15 protein-coding genes are annotated in these 17,818 nt (G+C 72.1%); 7 read left to right on the forward strand and 8 right to left on the reverse strand.

Translation table 11 applies throughout. The features are described 5' to 3' along the window. Positions 1 to 14: 14 nt before the first annotated feature. The 7 genes from CHC11_RS11480 to CHC11_RS11510 all read right to left on the reverse strand — a co-directional run bounded on the left by CHC11_RS11480 (position 15) and on the right by CHC11_RS11510 (position 9,127). Positions 15 to 788 carry an ABC transporter ATP-binding protein gene (locus CHC11_RS11480; protein ID WP_089311683.1) on the reverse strand — a complete coding sequence of 258 codons (774 nt, stop codon included), beginning with the start codon at positions 786 to 788 and terminating at the stop codon, positions 15 to 17. Then, on the reverse strand, positions 785 to 2,638 hold the full coding sequence (locus tag CHC11_RS11485) for a branched-chain amino acid ABC transporter ATP-binding protein/permease (RefSeq protein WP_089311684.1): 1,854 nt from the start codon (positions 2,636 to 2,638) through the stop codon (positions 785 to 787). The genes CHC11_RS11480 and CHC11_RS11485 overlap by 4 nt, the downstream gene beginning before the upstream one ends. Then, positions 2,635 to 3,504, reverse strand: coding sequence for a branched-chain amino acid ABC transporter permease (locus CHC11_RS11490; RefSeq protein ID WP_089311685.1), 870 nt, complete (start codon positions 3,502 to 3,504; stop codon positions 2,635 to 2,637). The genes CHC11_RS11485 and CHC11_RS11490 overlap by 4 nt, the downstream gene beginning before the upstream one ends. A 110-nt stretch (positions 3,505 to 3,614) precedes the next feature. Continuing rightward, complete coding sequence (locus tag CHC11_RS11495) at positions 3,615 to 4,772, reverse strand: ABC transporter substrate-binding protein (protein WP_089311686.1); 1,158 nt, start codon at positions 4,770 to 4,772, stop codon at positions 3,615 to 3,617. Between the two features lie 49 nt (positions 4,773 to 4,821). Beyond that, positions 4,822 to 6,654 (reverse strand): thiamine pyrophosphate-binding protein, encoded by a 1,833-nt coding sequence (locus CHC11_RS11500; protein WP_089311687.1) that lies wholly within the window; start codon positions 6,652 to 6,654, stop codon positions 4,822 to 4,824. Further along, entirely contained in the window at positions 6,651 to 7,652 is a 1,002-nt protein-coding gene (locus CHC11_RS11505; RefSeq protein WP_089312112.1) for a zinc-dependent alcohol dehydrogenase, read from the reverse strand. Before CHC11_RS11505 ends, CHC11_RS11500 begins: the two co-directional genes overlap by 4 nt. Further along, the gene (locus CHC11_RS11510) at positions 7,649 to 9,127 is read right to left on the reverse strand and encodes an aldehyde dehydrogenase family protein (protein WP_179278796.1); all 1,479 of its coding nucleotides are present in this window, start codon (positions 9,125 to 9,127) and stop codon (positions 7,649 to 7,651) included. Before CHC11_RS11510 ends, CHC11_RS11505 begins: the two co-directional genes overlap by 4 nt. Before the next feature lie 411 nt (positions 9,128 to 9,538). Here CHC11_RS11510 and CHC11_RS11515 point away from each other — a divergent pair, with 411 nt between their 5' ends. The 3 genes from CHC11_RS11515 to CHC11_RS11525 are packed head-to-tail and all read left to right on the forward strand — an operon-like array spanning position 9,539 to position 12,394. After that, positions 9,539 to 10,330 (forward strand): IclR family transcriptional regulator, encoded by a 792-nt coding sequence (locus tag CHC11_RS11515; RefSeq protein WP_218826025.1) that lies wholly within the window; start codon positions 9,539 to 9,541, stop codon positions 10,328 to 10,330. Positions 10,331 to 10,364: 34 nt separating this feature from the next. After that, positions 10,365 to 11,555 carry a CaiB/BaiF CoA transferase family protein gene (locus CHC11_RS11520; protein ID WP_089311689.1) on the forward strand — a complete coding sequence of 397 codons (1,191 nt, stop codon included), beginning with the start codon at positions 10,365 to 10,367 and terminating at the stop codon, positions 11,553 to 11,555. Between the two features lie 26 nt (positions 11,556 to 11,581). Continuing rightward, positions 11,582 to 12,394 carry a citryl-CoA lyase gene (locus tag CHC11_RS11525; RefSeq protein ID WP_245919109.1) on the forward strand — a complete coding sequence of 271 codons (813 nt, stop codon included), beginning with the start codon at positions 11,582 to 11,584 and terminating at the stop codon, positions 12,392 to 12,394. 63 nt (positions 12,395 to 12,457) lie between these two features. On the opposite strand, the gene CHC11_RS11530 is transcribed toward CHC11_RS11525, so the two are convergent. Further along, positions 12,458 to 13,960, reverse strand: a complete 1,503-nt coding sequence (locus CHC11_RS11530) for a serine/threonine-protein kinase (RefSeq protein ID WP_089311691.1) — start codon at positions 13,958 to 13,960, stop codon at positions 12,458 to 12,460. Positions 13,961 to 14,410: 450 nt separating this feature from the next. On the opposite strand from CHC11_RS11530, the gene CHC11_RS11535 reads away from it, so the two are divergent. The 4 genes from CHC11_RS11535 to CHC11_RS11550 all read left to right on the forward strand — a co-directional run bounded on the left by CHC11_RS11535 (position 14,411) and on the right by CHC11_RS11550 (position 17,781). Further along, entirely contained in the window at positions 14,411 to 15,322 is a 912-nt protein-coding gene (locus CHC11_RS11535; protein ID WP_089312114.1) for a helix-turn-helix domain-containing protein, read from the forward strand. A gap of 367 nt (positions 15,323 to 15,689) precedes the next feature. Further along, positions 15,690 to 15,962: a hypothetical protein gene (locus CHC11_RS11540; protein ID WP_089311692.1), complete on the forward strand. Its 273-nt coding sequence runs from the start codon at positions 15,690 to 15,692 to the stop codon at positions 15,960 to 15,962. Then, positions 15,959 to 17,125 carry a sensor histidine kinase gene (locus CHC11_RS11545; RefSeq protein WP_089311693.1) on the forward strand — a complete coding sequence of 389 codons (1,167 nt, stop codon included), beginning with the start codon at positions 15,959 to 15,961 and terminating at the stop codon, positions 17,123 to 17,125. Before CHC11_RS11540 ends, CHC11_RS11545 begins: the two co-directional genes overlap by 4 nt. Then, positions 17,122 to 17,781, forward strand: coding sequence for a response regulator (locus CHC11_RS11550; protein ID WP_089311694.1), 660 nt, complete (start codon positions 17,122 to 17,124; stop codon positions 17,779 to 17,781). The genes CHC11_RS11545 and CHC11_RS11550 overlap by 4 nt, the downstream gene beginning before the upstream one ends. The last annotated feature ends 37 nt before the right edge of the window (positions 17,782 to 17,818 follow it).

Consider the following 17,818-nt stretch of genomic DNA (forward strand, 5'->3'; position numbering starts at 1 on the left):
CGTGCCCGCCCGCATCACAGGCCCAGGTAGATGCGGCGGACGCGGACGTCGTCGCGCAGTTCGCGGGAGGTGCCGGTCATGGCCACCTCCCCGTTCTCCATGACCACGCAGTCGCTCGTCGCCTCGAAGGTCAGCTTGGCGTTCTGCTCGACCAGCAGCAGGCTCAGCCCCTCCTCGCGCAGCCGCAGCAGCACGGCGAGGATGTCCTCCACGAGCTTGGGCGACAGCCCCATGGACGGCTCGTCCAGGAGGATCAGCCGCGGCCGGGCCATCAGTGCCCGGCCGACGGCCAGCATCTGCTGCTGCCCGCCGGACAGGGCCCCGGCGAGCCGGGACCGCATCTCCCCCAGCACCGGGAACAGCTCGTAGACCTCGGCGAGGGACTCCCTGGTCCCGGTGTCTCGCCACGACCGGGCGTAGGCGCCCAGCATCAGGTTCTTCTCGACGGTGAGGCCGGGGAAGACGTGCCGCCCCTCGGGGACGTAGCCGATGCCGTGCCGGACGACGTCGCGCGCCCTGACCTTCGCCAGGTCGGCGCCTGCGAAGGTGACGCGGCCGCCGCTGCGCGGCACCAGGCCCATCAGCGCCTTGAGCGTGGAGGTCTTGCCCGCGCCGTTCGCGCCGATGATGCCCACCGACTGGCCGGGCCCGACGGTGAAGCCGATCGAGCTGACCGCGCACACTCCCCCGTAGTGGACGGACAGGTCCTCCACCGTGAGGGTCGCGCCCTCCCTTCCCGGGGGCGTCTTCTCGCGCCGGGTTCCGGCGGAGGTCGGGTCGGCGTTCATGGGGTCACCTCGCTGGTGTCCGGAAGGGGCATCTCGGCCATGGCGGAGTCGCCGAGGTAGGCCTCGATCACCGCATGGTCGGCGACCACCTCGGCGGGCGTGCCCTCGGCGATCACCGAGCCGCCGGCGAGCACGGTGACCCGCTCGCACAGCGACATCACCAGGCCCATGTTGTGCTCGATGAGGACGACGGTGACGCCGCTGTCGCGGATCGACCGGACGATCTCGGCGAGCTGGCGGACCTCCTCGCCGTTCAGCCCGGCCGCCGGCTCGTCGAGCAGCAGCAGGCGCGGCCCGGCCGCCATCGCGCGGGCGATCTCGATGCGCCGCTGGATGCCGTAGGGCAGCGCGCCCGGCGCGGCGCCGGCGAACCCGGTCAGCCCGAAGCGGTCGAGCAGCTCGTCCGCCCGCCGGTGCAGCCGGTGCTCCTGCCGCCAGACCCCGACGGGCCACAGCGCGTACCGCCAGATGGCCCGGGTGCGGGACCGGTCCAGCGCGACCAGGAGGTTGTCCCGGACGCTCAGCTCCCCGAACAGGCGCAGGTTCTGGAAGGTGCGGGCCACGCCCAGCATGGAGAGCCGGTACGGGCGCGAGCCCGACACGACCCGCCCGTCCATGAGCACCCGGCCCCCGGACGGCCTGTAGAAGCCGCTGATGACGTTGAACAGCGTCGTCTTCCCCGAGCCGTTCGGGCCGACGATGCCGCGGATCTCCCCGCGCCGCACCGTCAGCGAGACGTCCTTGAGCGCCTTGAGACCGCGGAAGTGCTTGGCGATCTCCCGGATCTCCAGGATCGGCTCGCCGCCCGGCCCGGCGCCGCTCGCGGCATCGGCGGTGTCCGCCGGCTCGTACGGCCGGAACGGGCGCAGCACGGCGCGCTCGGCGGTCCGGCCCCGGCGGCGGTGCACCAGGCTCCTCACCCGCGCCGGGACCCCCGCGAGGCCCGTCGGCGCGAACACCACCATGAGGACCACGACGGCGCCGAAGCCGAGCTGGGCGTAGGTCGGGTAGTCGACGAGCTGCTCGCGCACGAGCGTCAGCCCGACCGCGCCGACGACGCAGCCGACGAGGCTCTGCCGTCCGCCGATCACCACCATGGCGAGCAGCAGGAACATGTTGGCGATGTTGAAGGTGTCGGGCGCGACGTAGCGGATGAGCCCGGCGTAGAGGATGCCGGCGAGGCCGCCGAAGACGCTGGAGAGCATGAACGCGGTCATCCGCAGCAGCGGGATCTCCGCGCCGACCGCGCCGGCGGCCAGCGGGTCGTCCCGCATGGCCATCATCCTGCGGCCGAGCCCGGTCCGGACGACGAACAGCCCGAACGCCAGCGCGCCCGCGAACACCACCACCTCGAGGTAGTAGTAGAGGTACTCGCTGGACAGGTCGATGCCGAACATCGGCGGGACGGGGATGGCGGAGATACCCTCGGCGCCGCCGGCCAGTTCGGCGTTGGTCGTCCAGTTGATGAACCCGAGCGCGAGCCCGAGGGTGACGATGCCGAGGTAGTGCGACTGCATGCGCAGCGCCGGGATGCCGACCAGCAGCCCGATCAGGGCGGTGGCCACGAGCGCGATCAGGGCGGCGGGCCAGAACCCGAGTCCCCTGTCGGTGGTGAGGATCGCGGTGGCGTAGGCGCTGACCCCGAAGAAGGCCACCTGGGCGAGGTTGATCTGGCCGGCGATCCCCATGGCGAGGCCCATGCCGATGGCCAGCAGCGCGAACACCAGCGCGATGTTGACGACGTGGATGGCGTAGCCGCCGAGCTGGTACGGCAGCAGCCAGGCGACCAGGACGAACGCGACGAGCGTCGCGAGCCCCGGGGTGCGGCGGTGGCGGAGGAGGGCGTTCACGCGCGGCTCACCGTCGTCTCGCCGAAGAGGCCGGTCGGCCGGATCATGATGGCCGCGGTGAAGACCAGGAAGACCACCAGTTCGGAGTAGCCCTGGAAATGCCCGGCGGCGAACGAGTCGAGGATCCCGATGAGGAAGCCGCCGGCGATCGCCCCGGGCACGTTCCCGCAGCCGCCGAGCATGGCGGCGGCGAAGCCCTTGATCCCGATGGTCCCGCCCATCGTCGGGTTCACGTACAGCAGCGGGCCGGCGAGCCCGCCGGCCAGCGCGGCGAGCCCGGCGCCGACGGCGAAGGCGATGGCGTTGCTGCGGCCGACGTGGATGCCGACCGCGGTGGCCGCCTCGTGGTCCATGGCGACCGCCTGCATCGCGGCGCCCATCTTCGTCCGCTGGAGGAAGCCGACGAGCAGCAGCACCGCGAGCGCCGCGATGACCAGCACGACGAGGTCGTAGGTGCGCACGCGCAGCCCGAGGAACTCCAGCGGAGCGGCCTTGACCGGGGACGCGACGGCTCGGCCGGTGGCGCCCCAGATGAGCACCGCGACGGCCTGCAGGACCATCCCGAAGCCGATCGTGCCGATCAGCATCAGGGTGAAGTCCTTGTTCTCCAGCGGGCGCAGGACCCGCTCGATGAACAGGCCGATGAGCGCGGTGATCGCGATGGACAGCGCCATCGCGAGCGCGAAGGGCAGCCTGCTGGACATGGAGAAGGTGGAGGCGGTGTAGGCGCCGATCATGAGCACGTCGGCGTGCGCGAAGTTGACCAGGCCCATGGTGCGGTAGACGAGGGAGAACCCCATCGCGACGAGGGCGTAGATCGCGCCGAGGCTCAGCCCGCCGATGAGTGTCTGGAGGAAGACCTGCATGGTTCTCTTTCTGACGCGGGCCGGCGGAAGGGCCGGCGGGGACGGGGCGGGCGGCCGGGCACCGAGCTCGGTGCCGGCGTCCGGCCGCCGGCGCCCGTCCGGTCGCCGGATCAGGTTCCGGCCTCGACGACCGTCCCGTTCTTCATGATCCCGATCGTGGTGGCCTTGATCCCGACCCCCGTCCCGTCGTAGGCGAAGTCGCCGAGCAGGCCCTGGTACCGCACCGCGCGGATCGCGTCGGCGAGCTTCCTGCCGGTCGCGACGCCGCTGTTCTTCAGCGCGGTGAGCAGGATCTGCGCTCCGTCGTAGGCCTTGGCGCCGTGCAGTTCGGCGTCCTCGCCGTAGGCCGCCTTGTAGGCTGCCGCGAACCTCTTGGACGCCTCGCTCACGTCGTTGCTGAGGTAGGGCGAGCTGACGATGGTCCCCTCGGCGTTCTTGACGCCGGCCGTGTCGCGGTACACCGGGGTGCCCTGCGGCGCCGCACCGGCGAACGGCACGGTGATGCCGAGGTCGCGGGCCTGCTTGACGATCAGCCCGGACTCCACCTCCTCGGCGCCGAGGAAGATCACCTCCGGCGACCTCTGCCGGATCTTGGTGAGCTGGGCGCTGAAGTCCTTCTGGTCGGTGGTGACGACCTGGTCGGTGACGGGCTTGAGGCCCCGGTCGCCGAGCGCCTTGAGGAAGGCGTCGTGCTCGCCCTTGCCGTAGGACCCGTTGTTGCTGATCATCGCGATCTTCTTCATCTTCTTCTGATCGACGACGTACTCGGCCAGGGTCTCGTCGTAGGTCGTGCTCGTGGGTCCGTTGAGGAAGAGGAACGGGCTCTTCAAGGCGACCATGCCCGGCGACTGCCCGGAGGCGATGTTGGGGATCTCAGCCTGCCTGAGCGAGGGCGCCATGGCGATCGTGACGGCGCTCTCCGCGGTGCCGAGCATCGCGATGTAGCCCTGGCTGTCGATCTTGCGGGCGAGGTTCGTGCCGACCGTGGGGTCGCCCTGGTCGTCGAAGACGTCCAGCTGGATCTTCCGGCCGTTGACGCCGCCCTTGGCGTTCCACTCGTCGACGGCGAGCTTGGCGCCCTTGTGCTCCCACTTGCCGAGCGAGCTCAGCTGCCCGCTCTGGGCGTCGACGACGGCGATCTTGATCGGCCCGCTGCCGCCGGAACCGGAGTCCTTCGACTCACCGGGGGCACCGCACGCCGCGGTCAGGCCCGCGGCGAGGACTCCGGCGGTCAGGGCGGTGACACGGAGTCTGGGGATGTTGAACATTGCTTCACCTCGGTGGGTGGCTGTCGGGGTGGGTTGGGGGTCGGTCGGCTCAGGAGGTGGGCGGCGTGGAGTGGCCGCCGCCGCCCGGGAAGACACCCTGGTAGATGTCGTTGATGTTCCAGTGCCCGGGTGTGGGCACGGGCTCGTTGACCATGGGCACGTCCAGGACCGCCGGGCGGCGCGCGCCGACGGCCGCGCGCAGCGCCGGCAGCAGTGCCTCCGGCGCGTCGATCCGGTGCCCGTCGGCTCCGCACGCCTCGGCGAAGGCGGCGAAGTCGGGGCTGTAGGGCCGGCCGGCCGGGTCGCGGAACTCGCAGCCGTAGGCGGCGCCGAAGTTGGCGGCCTGCAGGTCGGCGATCGTGCCGTGGGCGCGGTTGTTCATCACCACGAACACGACCGGCAGGCCCTGCTCGACCGCCATGGGGACGGCCGGCAGCTGGGCGCTCATCCCGCCGTCGCCGACCAGCGCGACCACCACCTTGCCGGGCGCGCCGATCTGCACGCCGACGGCCGCGGCGGGCCCGAAGCCCATGGTGGACGCGCCGCCGGGGGTGATGAACCGTCCTTCGGCGGGCAGCTCGTAGCACTGGGCCACGCCGTTCTTGTTCCAGCCGACGTCGGTGACCAGCACCGCGTCGGCCGGCAGCGCCTCCCGCAGGTCGGCGAGGATACGCTCGGGCCGGAGCGGGAAGTCGGCACCGCGGCCGCGCTCGCGGCTCCGCCCGAACAGCTCGGAGCGGGCGGCGCGGATGCGCTCGCGCAGCTCCGGGCGCGCCACGGGCTCCGGCCGGACGGCCCGCACGGCCTGTTCGACGGCCTGGACGGCGAGCGTCACGTCCGCGACGGCGCCGATCTCCACCGGGTAGTTGCGGCCGATCTCCGCCGGGTCGATGTCGATCTGGATGAGCCGCCCGGGCGTCCCCCCGTCCGCGGCGGCTGTGCCGGCGGCGCCGAGGTTCCAGGTGTGGCGCGGGTCCCACGAGCTCGCGTCGGTCTCGGCGAACCGGGTGGCCAGGGCGATCACGACGTCGGCCGTGCGGGCGTAGTCGTTGGTGGTGCGCAGGCCCCAGAACCCCGGCATGCCGAGCAGCAGCGGGTGGTCGTCCGGCACGGCGCCCTTGCCCATCAGCGAGTGGACCATGGGGACGTCGAGGTGCTCGGCGAGGGCGAGCAGGGCGCGGCGGCCGGTCTCGCCGCGCAGCCCGCCACCGAAGTAGATCAGCGGCCGTTCGGCCTCGGCGAGCCGCACGGCGATCCGCTCGGCGACGTCGGCGGGCAGGGCGGGCGCGCCCTCGTGCGCCGGGAGCGGGTGCTCGGCCGGGGCGACGGGCCGCGAGAACAGGTCCATCGGCACGTTGAGCAGCACCGCGCCGGGGCGTCCCGAGGAGGCCGTCCAGAACGCGCGCTCGGTGAAGCGGGCGAGGTCCTCGGCGCGGTGGACATGCCAGGCGCGTTTGACGAAGGGCCGGTAGACGGCCGTCTGGTCGGCGTCGGCGTGGAGGTTGACCTCCTGGTGCGGGTGCCGGCCGTGGTAGTAGGACGGGACGTCGCCGGCGATGGCGACCAGCGGCACCGAGTCCAGCGCGGCGGTGGCCACGCCGGTGACGGCGTTCATCATGCCCGGTCCGACATGGACGAGCAGGACACCGGGCCTGCCGGAGGCGCGGGCGTAGCCGTCGGCGGCGTGCGCCGCGGCCTGCTCGTGGCGGGCGATGACGAAGGTGATGGGGCTGCGGCGCAGCGCGTCCAGCAGGGCGATGTTGGTGTGGCCGCAGGTCCCGAAGACGTACTCCACGCCGTAGCCTTCGAGCTGCCGGACGAGCGCCTCCGCCGCTGACACCGACACGGCGCTGTCGTCACGGGGGTGGACGTCCACGGTCATGAGGCGTTCTCCTCGGTTCGGGGCAGGCTGATCCAGGTCTTGCCGGCGATGCCGGCCGCCCGCGCGAAGGCCGCGGGCGCCTCGGCGAGGTCGAAGCGCTCGCGCAGCACCCGGCCGGGGTGCAAATCGTGCTCGGCGAGCGTCGCGATCGTGCGGGGGAAGTCGGCCGGATGGTCGTAGATGAGGCAGCCGCGCACGGTCAGGCGGCGTTGCACGAGGGTGAAGGTGGAGAGGCGGGCGGGCCGGCCGCCCTGGCCGACGGCGATGAGGGAGCCGCCGGGGGACGTGCGCTCCAGCGCCCGCTCGAACGCCTCCGGGGCGCCGGAGGTCTCGATCACCACCGGGAAGGTCGTCCCGGACGGCGGTCCGGAGGCGTCCTCGGCCCCGAGTTCCCGTGCCAGCGCGCGGCGCCCGGGGTGGGGCTCGACGACGAACGGAATTCCCCGGGCATGCGTGACGGCCACCGACACCAGCAGCCCCTGGGAGCCCGCGCCGACGACCAGGCACCGGTCCCCCGGGGCGAGGCCGCTCATGCGGACGGCGTTCAGCGCCACGGTGAACGGCTCCACGCAGACGACGTCGGTGTCGTCCCAGCCGTCCGGGACGGGCCAGGTGAAGCGGGACGGGACCGCGACGCGCTCGGCCAGCAGACCCGGCTCGGAGATGCCGGCCGCGCGGCGGTTCCCGCAGCCCGCCGTGGCACCGGTCCGGCACTGCGCGCACCGCAGGCACGGATAGTTGGGTTCGACGACGACGCGCTGCCCGGGGAACCGGTCGGCGACCCGGTCGCCGGCGGCCGCGACGACGCCGAACGCCTCGTGCCCGAGCACCCACGGCAGGGCGGGCACGGGGCGGTGGCCGGAGACGACCGCCAGGTCGGAGCCGCACAGCCCGACCCCGTGGACCGCGACGACGACCTCGTCCGGGCCGCAGGCGGGCTCGGGCCGGTCGTCCACGACCGCCACCGTCCCCGGCGCGACGAGCGCGACCGCCTTCACGCGGTGCCCCACAGCGAGGTGCCGCGGAGCATCAGCGTCTTGACGACGGTGTAGTCCTCGATCATGCAGCCGGGCGACTCGCGCCCGAAGCCGGAGTCCTTGACGCCGCCGAAGGGCACGTGGTCCAGGCGGTAGTTGGACGAGCCGTTGACGACGAGGCCGCCGACCTCCAGCTCGCGCCAGGCCGTGACGATCCGGTCGAGGTCGCGGGTGAACAGGCCCGCCTGGAGGCCGTACCGGCTCTCGTTGCACTGCTCGACGACGCCGCCGAAGTCATCGAACGGCATGACCGCGACCAGCGCGCCGAAGACCTCCTCGCGGACGAGCGAGGCGCCGGGGGGCGGATCGGCCACGACCGTCGGCAGGGCGGTGGCCCCGTCCCGCCGGCCGCCGAGGAGCACGCGCGCGCCCTGCTCGGCGGCCTCCGCGCTCCAGCGCACCACCCGTTCGGCGGCGTCGTCGTCCACCATCGACCCGACGTCGGTGCGCGGATCCAGCGGATCGCCCACGGTCAGCGACCCCACCTCGGCGGTGAACCCGTCCAGGAACTCCTCGAAGCGCGAACGGTGGACGTAGACGCGCTGGACGGAGATGCAGCTCTGGCCGGAGTTGCTGTATCCGGTGCGGGCGCAGATCCGGGCGGCCTCGGCGATGTCGGCGTCCTCGCACACGATCGTGGCGGCGTTCCCACCCAGTTCCAGCACCAGGCGCTTGGCCCCGGCCGCCCTGGCGACCGCCGCCCCGGTGGCGGCGCTGCCGGTGAAGCTGATGACGGCGACCTCTTCCGCCGCGCACAGTTCGGCGCCGACCGCGCCGTCCCCGTGCAGCAGCTGGACGGCCTCCACGGGCATGCCCGCCTCGACCAGCAGCGCGACGACGGCCGTGGAGACGGCGGGGGCCTGCGGCGGCGCCTTGACGATCGTGGTGTTGCCGGCGGCGAACGAGGCGCCCAGCTTGTGCGCGAGGAGGTTCGCCGGCGCGTTGAAGGGGGTGATGGCGAGCGCCACGCCCGCCGGGGCCCGGTAGGTGAAGGCGGTGTCGGCGACCCCGCGGGCCCACCCCGCGACCGGGAGGGTCTCTCCCCCGATCCGCCTCGCCTCGGCCGCGCAGACGGCGAACGTGTCGGCGACGCGGTCGATCTCGCCCCGGCCGTCCTTGACGGGCTTGCCCAGCTCGAGGGCGAGAAGGCGGGCCAGGTCGTCGCGGTTCCCTGCGGCGGCGCGCGAGGCCCGTTCCAGCACGTCCGCCCGCGAGGCGGGCGCCAGCCGCGCCACCGTCCGGGCGTAGGCGCGCGCATGGCCGCGGACGGCGCCGACCTCGGCGGGGCCGGCGGCCGGCGCCCGGCTGACCGTCGTGCGCAGATACGGTCCGACGCGCTCGCTCTGCGGGCCGTCCGTACTCCACCGGCCGCCGACGAGAGCCGCCGCCTGTACCGGCCCGCCCTCGGCGACCGCCGCGAGCACCGCTTCCAGCATCCGTTCCTCCCGAACCGCTAAGCGGACTACTAGTGCCATCGTGCGGACTTCGCGTTAACGTACGGGCCGCCGCCGGGTGCTGACAAGGGCCGGGGTGGAGAAACCTGCGCGGCGCGCCCCGGCCGCGAGGACTCGCGCATGGCGCTCCACCTCTATCGCTTAATGTTCGAACCAGTGAGTTAGTTATAGGTGACGAGACTCACCAGGGGAAGGGTGCGCGGGAAAATCGTCCGCGAGAGGACCGAAGCCAGACCGGCTAATGGTCCAACTAGACCGCTATGTGGACTACGTGTAACGTACGGAACGTCCCCCGCCCCGGGGCGCGGTCTTCGCCGGTTCCGCGTCCCTCGACGGCGGAGAACCCGGGACACTCGTGCTTCCACCGTCCCGGACCAGAATCGGGGAGAACCAGTGAGCCCAGCGAAGAAGAACGGCGGCGACCAGGCGGCCGACGCCGGGGGCGTCCGCAGCGTCCAGCGCGCCGTAGAGATCATGTCCCTGCTCGGCGAGGAGCGCCCCGTCATCTCGATCCGCGAGATCGTCGAGGCGACCGGCCTGGCGAAGACGACGGTCATCCGGCTCGTCCAGACGCTGGAGCAGAACGGGCTGCTGTGGGCCGCTTCCAACGGCTACCTTCCCGGGCCCGGCCTGTGGCGGTGGGCGCACCTCGCGCGCAGCAGCTGGGAGCTGCCGCCGGAGACCCGCAAGGTCATGCGGGACCTCGGCGCCCGCCGCCGCGAGACGGTGAACCTCTACATGGTCCGCGACATCTACCGGGTCTGCGTCGCGCAGCAGGAGAGCCCGCAGCCGCTCCGGCACGTCGTGCACGTCGGCGACGAGCTGCCGCTGTGGGCGGGTGCGTCCTCCAAGGTCCTGCTGCGCGACGCCCCCGAGACCCTCCTGCGACGCGTCGCCGTCGCCTCCCCCTACGGCGAGGGCCACGTCAAGCGGTTGCGGGAGTGGATCGACGAGGCAGCCCACCAGGGCTGGGCCGACAGCCACGGCGAGCGCGAGGACGGGCTGTCCGCCGTCGCCGTCCCGGTCATCGGACGGTCCGGCTCCGTCGTCGCCGCCCTGTCGCTCAGCGGTCCCACGGTCCGCTTTCCCGAGGAGATCGTCGAGCAGTACGCCGCGGACCTGCGCCAGGTGGCCGGGGAGATGTCCGAACGCGGCTTCGACCACCCGCTCAGCCCCGCGCGCTGAACCCGCGCGGGACCGGCTCAAAGGAGCAACCGCAATGCCGAAGCGACCGCTCAGCGGCGTCCGGGTCCTCGACCTGACCAACGTCCTGGCCGGACCGTACTGCAGCTACCAGCTGATGCTGCTCGGCGCCGAGGTCGTCAAGATCGAGGTGCCGGGGCAGGGCGACCTCGCCCGGCACCTCGGTCCGGAGGCCGAGCTGAACCGGACGGGCATCGGCGCATCGTTCCTGGCGCAGAACGCGGGCAAGAAGTCCGTCGAGACCGACCTCAAGGACACCGCGGGCCGCGCCGAGTTCGAGGACATGGTCCGCGGCGCCGACGTGCTCCTGGAGAACTTCCGCGCCGGCGTCCTGGCCAGGCTCGGCTTCGGCTGGCCGCGGCTGCGCGAGCTGAACCCCCGGTTGGTCTACTGCGCCATCTCCGGCTTCGGGCAGACCGGCCCGATGAGCCAGGCCCCCGCCTACGACCAGATCATCCAGGGCCTCTCCGGGATGATGAGCATCACCGGCACCAGGGACACCGCCCCGCTCCGGATCGGCTTCCCCGTCTGCGACACCGTGGGCGGGCTCACCGCCGCCCTGCACATCTGCGCCGCCCTCGCCGGCCGCGACCGCACTGGAGAGGGAACGTTCCTCGACGTCTCCATGCTGGAGTCGGCGGTGTCGGCCATGGGCTGGGCGATCTCCAACTACCTCGTCAGCGGCGTCCCGCCCGAGCCCATGGGCACCCAGAACGCCACCGCCGCCCCCTCGGGCACCTTCGAGGCCGCCGACGGCCCCCTCAACATCGCCGCCAACCGCCAGCGGCAGTTCGAGACACTGTGCGCCCTCATCGACCGGCGCGACCTCCTCGGCGACCCCCGCTTCACCGACCGGGAGCAGCGCAAACTGCACCGCGACGAACTGACCGGCGAGCTCAACCTCGCCCTGCGCCGCCGCACCGCCCGCGAATGGGAGCAGATCCTCAGCACCGCCGGCGTCCCCGCCGCCCGCGTCACCACCGTCCCCCAGACGGTCGAACTCGACCAGCTCGACCACCGCGGCTTCTTCACCGAACTCCCGTTCCCCGGCGACTCCGAACGCGTGTTCAAGGTCGTCGGCAGCGGCGTCCTGCACGACGGCGAACCGCTGCGCCCCACCGGTCCCCCGCCCCTGCTCGGCGAGCAGAACCCCGAACGCGGTGCCCTGGCGGGCCGCTGGAACGGCCGGAACGCCGTCACTCCATGACCGACCGTCGAGCGCAGGAGGCTCCCGTGAACGACATCGACCCGACGGGCGCCGTCGCGGATTGGTGGGCGACCGCCATCACCCGCATGGAACCCGGCGTCATCGAACTGCGCGGCCGCCCCGTCCAGGACCTCATCGGCACCACCGGCCTCACGTCCATGATCTGGCTGATGCTGCGCGGCGACCTCCCCGCCGCCCGGCAGGCGGCCCTGCTGGAGGCGGCGCTCGTCGCCGCCGTCGACCACGGCCCCCAGGCCCCCTCGATCGCCATCGCCCGCATGGCCGCCACCTGCGGCGTCGGGCTCAACAACGCCGTCGCCAGCGCCGTCAACACCCTCGGGGACGCGCACGGCGGCGCGGGCGAACAGTGCGTCCGGCTGCTGGACGACGTCCTCCGGCGCGAGGCCGCCGGGCTCGACCTCCGCGCGGCGACCGAGCAGACCGTCGCCGCCTGGCCCCGCTACCTCCCGGGATTCGGCCACCGCTTCCATCCCCGCGACCCCCGCCGCGACCCGCTGATCGCCCTCGTCGAGGACGCCGTCCGCGACGGCGTCGTCCCCGGCGACCACCTCCGCGCCGGCACGTCCGTGGAGGCCCTCCTCGCCGAGGGCCGCGACAGGCCCGTCCCGATGAACATCGACGGCGCCACCGCCATCATCTACGCCGAACTCGGCTTCCCCGCCCCGCTCGCGCGCGGCCTGTTCGTCCTCAGCCGCAGCATCGGCATCCTCGCCCACGCCTGGGAGGAGACCCAGAGCGGCCGGCGCAACAAGGGCCCCGTCCCCCGCACGATCCTCCCGGCACACCCTGGACGCACTGGCAGGTCTCAAGGACGGTAGGACGGCGCTGCTCGATGCTCCACACCGGCTTGGGGGCTCAGAAGGTGAGGCGCCCCTACCAGGTCAAGCGTTGCCTCCCCAGCGGGCGCCCGCGTACCGGGCGAGAGTCATCTCGATCTCCTTGCGGGATCCCTTGAGCCGGTAGACGGGGACGACCATGATCCAACCGGTCTTCCTCTCCAGGTAGCACAGCGGGGTTCGCGGCCCCCGGACCGCCGGCAGAGGCGTACCCAGCAACGGGAACACACAGACCGCCCACCCGGCGTCCTTCGCGCGGCGCACCACGACCCGGCCGATCTCGTGCCATCCGTAATGGACGCGTCGGCCGCTGTACCGGAGGTCGAGGCCATCGGCGCCGATCTGCAGTTCGCAGGGTCTGAAAAGCGCGTTCAGTTGCGAGGACAGCCACTGCAACGGGACGCGCACCAGCCAGAACGCCACCACGGCCAGAACCGCGAGGACCAGCGCGAAGAACGCGCCGCCGGAATCCGCCGACTCGATCGCGGCGCGCAGCGCCACAATGCCGAGAGCGATTCCCAGCAGCAGGCGGAGGGCGTACCCGACAAGCGCGAGGACCACGGGCGGGATACTGGCCTCGAACCGCACGGACTGGTAGCGGCCAGGCCGCTGCGTGGCCAGCAGGCCTTTGTCGCCTTCGAAAGGACCTGTCACATCGTCCACCCGCTCGAAAGTGGTGGAGGTGCCGGTGACGTGATATCGCGTCAACATGCCGTGCACGGGAGGGGGAAGCCACGCACCGCTTTCACCGGTCGAGGACAGCACCTCCACCAGTTCCCCCGGGCTCGGCCGTGCGGCAGGGTCCTTGGCGAGGCAGTCCGCGACGACGCCTTGCAATGGGGCGGGGAGAGCATCCAGAACCGGGGACTTGTGCACCACCCGATAGGTCAGCGCCTCCACCGGCCCTTCCCCGAACGGCCGCACTCCCAGGGCGTAGGCGAGCACGGCGCCCAGGGCGAACACGTCGCACGCCGGGGTGATCTCTCCCTCGGAGATCAACTCCGGTGCCATGAAACCGGGGGTTCCGGCGAGGGCGGTGACACCGGAGGCGTCCACCGCCCGGGCGATGCCGAAATCGATGACGCGCGGCCCGTCGGCGGCGAGCAGGACGTTCGAGGGCTTGAGGTCGCGGTGGACGACACCGGCACCGTGGACGGCCTCCAGCGCCTCCGCCAGCCCGGCCCCCAGCGCGAACGCCGAAACCGGCGGGAACGGTCCGTGCTCGGCGACCGCGGTGGCAAGCGACGGCCCGGGCACGTATGCCGTGACCAGCCATGGAATGTCCGCCTCGGGGTCCGCGTCGACGACGGGGGCGGTGTGGAAGCCGCCAACTCGGCGTGCGGCCTCCACCTCGCGTTTGAAACGCCGGCGGAACTCGGCGTCAGCGGCGAAACCCGGGTGGACCAGCTTCACGGCGACCGGCCGGCCGCCGGGAGACGAACCGAGGAACACCTGCCCCATCCCGCCGGCGCCGAGTCGGGCCGACAACGTGTACCGGCCGATAGCACGGGGGTCGCCGGGCCGTAGAGCGTCCACCGCAGTCCTCATCTTCCGTTGTTCCTGGTTCGTACCCGATCACGGGACGTCTCCCGATTGAACCGGACCGGTACTGTTTCTGCCAGTGGCCGTTCTCCCTAGACTGCCTGGACCACCGCCACGCGTCCTTAACGGTGCTTCCACGATTCCTTGACACCGTTTCCATCGGCCTCTTCCAACGCGCAGCACTTGTTCCACGTCGTTGCAGTGAGGTCCGGCCGGCCGATCCGACGGCGCGGCAGGGGCGACGGCGCGCGGCCCTGTGCCAGGTCCGCCATTCCCGAGCCGGGCCCTCCTACGCTCGCCCGGCCCGCGCTTCGTCCTGGCCACGACGCTGTAACGTTATTCCTCTGAGAAACCTCACGGCCGTAACGAGTGGACCTGGGGAAGCCAGTGATCGAAACGGTGTACAGAACCGAGGACTTCCCTCCGGCGGAGAGATTCGACCACTGGCGGGAATGGATGGGCCGTACGCACGTTCCCGTGGATCTGACCAGCGAACATGCCGCGGACTTCCGTGGTCACCAGCGCACCCTGCTGCTCGGCGCGGCGACCGTGTGGCCGACGACCGTCCAGCCGCTGCTGTCCCGGCGGACGGCGAAACTCGTCAGGTGCTCCGATCCCGAGACGTACAACCTCACACTCGTCCTCGAAGGGACCGCAAGCGCCAGCTGGGACGACCGGGAGGCCGAATACCGTCCCTACGACCTGCACAGCGCGAGTTCCTCGCACCCCTGCACGGTCCGGGTCGGGCATCACGATCGAATCGTCAGGTGCGTGGGAGTCGAGATTCCCAAGGACCTTCTGGCGCTCCCGCGGGAGAGCGCCGACCGCGCGATCGGCCGGCCTCTGTCGGCGCGGGAGGGCGTCGGAGCGCTGCTGGCCGGATTCCTCACCCGCCTCAGCACCGACACCGCCGCCTACCGGACCACCGACGGCCCGCGGCTCGGTGCCGTCCTGACTGATCTCGTCTCGGCCCTGCTCGCCCACACCCTCGACTCCGACCGCGAACTCTCCCCCGAGGCCCACCGGCGGACGTTGACTCTGAGCGTCCGCTCCTTCGTCAGCCGGAACCTGCACAACCCGGATCTGACCCCGTCAAGCGTCGCGGCCGCGCATCACATCTCCACCAGCCATCTGTACCGTCTCTTCCAGGACGAGAACGTCCCCATCGGCGCACTGATCCGCAGGGAACGTTTGGAACGCGCTCGTCGGGACCTGGCCGATCCGACCCAGCACGGGGTCCCGGTCCACGAGATCGCCGCCCGCTGGGGTTTCACCCACCATTCGGCCTTCACCCGGGCCTTCCGCGCCGCCTACGGCACCTCCCCCAGCGACTACCGACAGGAAACGCAGCAACCGGCGTCGAACTGAACAGGCTTCCGGACGCCCGGCGTCAGCACCGTCTTCGGCTGCGTCCCCCTCGATCCGTTCGGCTGGGTTACCACGGCGGCGGCCATCGCCGCGGCGATGACGGTCGCCCGTTTCCTCCCGAACGGCGAGGGAGGCTCCGCTCGACAACGGCCGGGCGGGACGGCCGACGCCGAGCGGGCACCCGGCCAGAGATCGGCCTTCGGCCTGGGTGCGGTGCCGCGTCAACGCGTCGTTTGTCCCCCGTGCGAGCTACAGGCGAATGTCCTCCGTGCGGGGAAGATCGCGGGGTCGCCGACTCCCTAGCATTCGTCCTGGCCGGGCCGACGGCCCGAGAAATCCCGCGAAGAAGTCTCGCAGAGGAGTCGGCATGCTGCTGTTGAAGCAACTCCTGCCCGTCGTGGCGGTCGCTTTCGTTGGCGGCCAGTGCCTCATCGCGGTGGAGGACGACGCGGTCCTGAGCCTAATTCTCGGTGTCGCGACGGCCGTGCTCGCTGTGCTGGTGTACGCCTGGACGTCGCGAACATCGCCTTCCTCGGCGACTACCGGGTCGAGAACTTCGGGACGGCGGCGGGCCCGGTCGGCCTGTTCGGCTTCATGGCCCGGCGCCCGCGAAGCCGCGGCCGCTACCCTCGCCCAGTGATCGTTCTGCGGCGGGTCGGGCCCCTGTGGCGGAGTTGGGACGTGACCGTCCGCGATCTCCCGCTCGCGCTCCTGCTCGTCGTCATGTCGTTCCTGCCGGTGCTCCGCGGCCATGAGACGCATGTCGGCGAGCTTCCGGCCCGTCCGTTCGACGCGCCGGCCATCGCGGCGCTCGCCTTCCTCTGCCTCCCGCTCGCCGTGCGGCGGCGGTGGCCGGACGCGTGCCTCGCCCTGGTGTCGCTCGGATTCGTCGCCGCTGAACTCCGCGGTCACCACATGGTCGCGGGAACCGCCTTGCCCATCGCGCTGCTGAGCGCCGGCGCCCACCTGGAACGCCACCGGCGTACCACCGTGATAGTCCTGTCCGCCGCATACGCGCTGCTGGCCGTCGCGCTCCACAGGCTCGGCGGGGCCGAGCATCTGGCCGGGTACCTGACGTTCTACCTCGCGCTGGCCGTCGTCTGGGGCATCGGATCCTGGCTGCGTTCCACCCGCGCCGCCGAGGCCGAGCGCCGCCTCCGCATCGCCGATGCCACCCGTGCCGCCGAACGCACCCGCATCGCCCGCGAGCTCCACGACGTCGTGACCCACCATGTGACGGCGATGGTCGTGCAGGCCGAGGCGGCACGGTACCTGACCGCCGCGCCCGACCGGCTCGACGCGACCCTGAACGCCGTCACCGAAACCGGACGGCGAGCCATCACCGACCTGCGGCACCTGCTCGACCTGCTCAACCCCGACCACGGCGCCCCGCCCCGAGACGACGTCAGGACGGCGTCCGCCGGCGACCTCCGCGCGCTCGTGGAACAGACGCGCCAGGCCGGGCAACCGGTGGAGTTCACCGAGGAGGGCGAGCCGGCGGAGTCAGCCGGCAGCGCCGAACTGGTGGCCTACCGGGTCGTGCAGGAGGCCCTGACCAACGCCCTCAAGCACGCCCACGGCGACCGCACCGTCACCCGGGTGCGTTACGGCGAGAAGGAGATATTCGTGCAGGTCGGCACCAACGGTCCCGCGAAGCGGGTCCGGTCCCCCGGCGGGAGCGGGCGGGGCCTGGCCGGGCTCCGCGACCGGGTCGGCGCTCTCGGTGGCGAGTTCAGCGCGGGCTCGGAGGCCGGCGGCGGTTTCGTCGTCCGGGCGCGCATCCCGACGGGGAGCCCGTCGTGAGCGCACCGGTCCGGGTCCTGGTCTGCGACGATCAGGCGCTGATCCGCACCGGGTTCGCGACGATCATCGATGCCCAGCCCGACCTGGAGGTGGTGGGCGAGTGCGGGAACGGGCGGGCCGGAGTCGACCTCGCCCGCCGCCTGAACCCGGACATGGTGGTGATGGACGTCCGGATGCCGGTGCTGGACGGCATCGAGGCGACCCGCCTGCTGGCCGGCGCCGGGGTCGAGGATCCCATCAAGGTGCTCGTGGTGACGACGTTCAACCTGGACGAGTACGTGTACGAGGCGCTGCGCGCGGGAGCGAGCGGGTTCCTGCTCAAAGACGCCCCACCGGCGCAGATCCTGCAGGGTATCCGCACCGTCGCGTCAGGGGCCGCCCTGCTGGCGCCCGAGGTGACGCGGCAGCTCGTCGGCAGGTACGCGGCGCGGATCCGTCCCGCCCCTGGCACGGCGGACGGCGTCGCGCTGACCTCGCGGGAACTGGAGGTGTTGCGCCTCATCGCCAACGGCCTGTCCAACCGCGAGATCGCCGCCACGCTGGTCCTCAGCCAGGAGACCGTCAAGACCTACGTGTCGCGCATCCTCACCAAACTCGATCTGCGCGACCGCGTGCAGGCAGTCGTCTACGCCTACCGCAACGGCCTGGTCACCTGACCGTCCGCCGTCGGATGGCCCGGTCGCCATGATCGTC

Source organism: Actinomadura mexicana, from assembly GCF_900188105.1.
Taxonomy (GTDB): Bacteria; Actinomycetota; Actinomycetes; order Streptosporangiales; family Streptosporangiaceae; genus Spirillospora; species Spirillospora mexicana.

Coding starts and splice junctions, on each gene's coding strand:
- CHC11_RS11480 (WP_089311683.1), bottom strand. CDS start 788: ATGAACGCCGACCCGACCTCCGCCGGAACCCGGCGCGAGAAGACGCCC.
- CHC11_RS11490 (WP_089311685.1), bottom strand. CDS start 3,504: ATGCAGGTCTTCCTCCAGACACTCATCGGCGGGCTGAGCCTCGGCGCG.
- CHC11_RS11495 (WP_089311686.1), bottom strand. CDS start 4,772: ATGTTCAACATCCCCAGACTCCGTGTCACCGCCCTGACCGCCGGAGTC.
- CHC11_RS11500 (WP_089311687.1), bottom strand. CDS start 6,654: ATGACCGTGGACGTCCACCCCCGTGACGACAGCGCCGTGTCGGTGTCA.
- CHC11_RS11510 (WP_179278796.1), bottom strand. CDS start 9,127: ATGCTGGAAGCGGTGCTCGCGGCGGTCGCCGAGGGCGGGCCGGTACAG.
- CHC11_RS11520 (WP_089311689.1), top strand. CDS start 10,365: ATGCCGAAGCGACCGCTCAGCGGCGTCCGGGTCCTCGACCTGACCAAC.
- CHC11_RS11530 (WP_089311691.1), bottom strand. CDS start 13,960: ATGAGGACTGCGGTGGACGCTCTACGGCCCGGCGACCCCCGTGCTATC.
- CHC11_RS11535 (WP_089312114.1), top strand. CDS start 14,411: ATGGGCCGTACGCACGTTCCCGTGGATCTGACCAGCGAACATGCCGCG.
- CHC11_RS11540 (WP_089311692.1), top strand. CDS start 15,690: ATGCTGCTGTTGAAGCAACTCCTGCCCGTCGTGGCGGTCGCTTTCGTT.